3 protein-coding genes are annotated in these 2428 nt (G+C 66.9%); 2 read left to right on the top strand and 1 reads right to left on the bottom strand.

The features are described 5' to 3' along the window. Position 1: 1 nt before the first annotated feature. Positions 2-805, bottom strand: coding sequence for a class I SAM-dependent methyltransferase (locus tag AB1609_21260; protein ID MEW6048965.1), 804 nt, complete (start codon positions 803-805; stop codon positions 2-4). A 741-nt stretch (positions 806-1546) separates the two neighbouring features. Between AB1609_21260 and AB1609_21255 the strand changes: the two genes are divergently transcribed. Both AB1609_21255 and AB1609_21250 read left to right on the top strand, forming a co-directional pair. Then, entirely contained in the window at positions 1547-1933 is a 387-nt protein-coding gene (locus tag AB1609_21255) for a hypothetical protein (GenBank protein ID MEW6048964.1), read from the top strand. A 248-nt stretch (positions 1934-2181) separates the two neighbouring features. Then, on the top strand, positions 2182-2428 hold a 247-nt coding region (locus tag AB1609_21250), incomplete at its 3' end, for a VOC family protein (GenBank protein MEW6048963.1).

The following is a 2428-nucleotide window of genomic DNA, read 5'->3' as shown; positions in this document are numbered from 1 at the left end:
CTCACGTCGGCGATAGGGGACGCTCTTGGCCTGTGTGAGCCCCTGTTGAGTCCCTCACGGCTTCGTCGCACGGCTTCTCGCGTCGCTCCCCTGCCTTGCAGCCAGGAACCCTGCCTTCCGGCAGGCGCGTGACTCGGGCCTCCAGGGCAAGAACCTCAAGCGGCCGGCCCTGTCCAAGGCGGGCTGCCCATGGCGTTCGAACCTCTACCACTCGGAACTCGCAGGACACCAGAGCCAGTCCGGCGACCGCATACCCCCGGCTCAGCACAAGCGGGCCATCCGACACACTCCCTCCTACCCCGAAGCTGGCGCTGCGCAGCCCGAGCCGGGCAAGGGCGTACGGCTCCGCCAGAACTGAGGCGTTCACCCACACGTTGAGCACGGCTCCCTGCTTGCCGAGCCGCGCCAGACGGGTCAAAGCGCCGATGTCGGGCAGCAGGACGGCGCGCAGCAGGCTTCCCCAGGGGAACATGACGAGAATCTCGTCGGCGACTCCGTCCAGGGCCGGTGGCAGCGTTTCCACGGCGGCCCGTACGAACCGGACGTTGGGCAACCCGCCACGGCTGGGGCGGGAACAGGCTCGAAGCGCTGTCCGCCGCACGGCTTCGGCATTGGGTTCGATGGCGAGAACCAACGTGTCCGGGTGGGCCCGCGCCAGCCGGTAGGCGTACCGACCGTCGCCAGCGCCAACGTCCACCACCACCCGCTGATAGCCCGCTGCCTCGCGCCGCAGCAGGTCCCCTGGAAAACGCTCCACTCGACCTCGGGTGACGATGTCGACAAACCGGCTATTCGATTGCTCCATTCGCTCCGGCCTCCCTGCGTCGTGGCTGATTGGAAAACGCAGGAAGACAGGAGGCGAACAGGCAGAGAGCGCACAGGCGCGCCAGGAGCCCCGACCCGTCCGGGCGCCCGGGTACCGCCCGCTGGCCCGGTGAGTCGGGGTTGCAGCACGTCGCCCGCCGGTTAGCGGAGCATCAGGTCAGCGTCAACCAAAGCGGTTCATGGCTTCAGTATCCCCATACGCCAGGCCGGGGTCAACCGCGGGGCTGTCGCGTAGACCAGGCGCTGCCCTGGATGTGCGCCCGCCGGCGCTCGGACATGCGGTTTCCCAGGTCACAGGCCGCGGGCGCCATGGCGAAAGGAAGCGGACCGTCACACTCAGACGGTGGGCCGTTCAAGGGCGCTTCGAAAGGCAAAGGATAAACTCCCGCTATAGCGGCAACGTCCTGCGGCCAGGCCCGATGATGCCGGGGCAACCTGCCCGGAAGTCGTGCCGGGCGTGGTGCCAATTCCTGCAGGCCTGAGCCTGAGAGATGGGAGCCGGGACTCATGGTTCGGCACATCGACACCCCTGCTCCCGCAGGGGTTATTTGTTTACACCGTCCAGGCCGGCCGGTCGCGGCCCTCCGTCCAGAGCCGGCCCGGCGTGCCGGCCGGGACAGGCCGCATTCCAGAAGTGGGATTGCGCCCCTTTCGGGAAGGCGCTGTCCCCGGCCAGGCCCGCACGTTCATCTGGAGGAGACCGTGACAGGGAGGCCGCGGTATGGAAAGGCATCGGCATTCAGAAATCAAGACCGAGTTCGTCAAGCGGGAGTTGAGGCGGACCCGTTGGGACCGGGGCTACATCCACACCCTCATGCTGATTGAGGAGCTGTACGCTCAGGGCGGCGCCAGGCACATGGCCGAAGGAACCTGGCCTTCCCACGTCAGCCGGGAGTATCCCGCTGCCGTACACGCCATCAAAAGCGAACTGATCTACGGCAAGGTTCTCAGCGACGAGGAATTGATGGAGTGGATGGCCGAACGGCAGCGCGAGAAAGAGCGCAAGCGAAAGGCGTGGGAAGAGGAGCGAAGGCGTATCGAGCAGGAGGGACGTGAGAGGGAGCGGATGGAGCGCGAAGAGTGGCTCGAGATAGGCGGCCTTCCATGACGTCCCAATCGGTTGTCCGCACGCCCGCATGGCGAGATCCGGCCTGGACGGGGACGCTCAGCACGTCGGCCGCCGGTGCCAGGAGCATCAGGATTCCCACTCCCGCTGCGCCCATCGCCAGCCCCCGCGGTCACTCTCTCGCAAAGCTGACACCCCGATGTCAGGGATCCAATGATACGCTCGCTTCGACGGCCAGGTCATGCACACGCCCGGGCGTTTACCGGGCCGAGAAGGAGGCTGGGACGACCGTGGCGCTGAAGAGGCTGACACCCAACCTGATGGTCGAAAACGTGGCCGACACGGTGGAGTTCTACGAGAAGACGCTGGGGTTCACGCTGCAGCAAAGCGTCCCCGAAGGCGACGGCCTTGCCTGGGCCAGCGTCAGGAGCGGCGATGTGGAGATCATGTTCCAGTCGCGCTCCAGCCTGAGCCGGGAAATCCCCGCGTTGAAGGACGCGCCGGCGGGCGGGGCCCTCACGCTGTACATCCGGATGG

Source organism: Bacillota bacterium (genome assembly GCA_040754675.1).
In the GTDB taxonomy this organism is placed as follows: Bacteria; Bacillota; Limnochordia; order Limnochordales; family Geochordaceae; genus Geochorda.
The sequence above is the reverse complement of the archived record's forward strand: the minus strand, read 5'-3'. Positions and strand labels throughout refer to the sequence as shown.

Excerpts from the sequence above, each read along its gene's own strand:
- AB1609_21255 (MEW6048964.1), top strand. The coding sequence starts at position 1,547 with ATGGAAAGGCATCGGCATTCAGAAATCAAGACCGAGTTCGTCAAGCGG.
- AB1609_21260 (MEW6048965.1), bottom strand. The coding sequence starts at position 805 with ATGGAGCAATCGAATAGCCGGTTTGTCGACATCGTCACCCGAGGTCGA.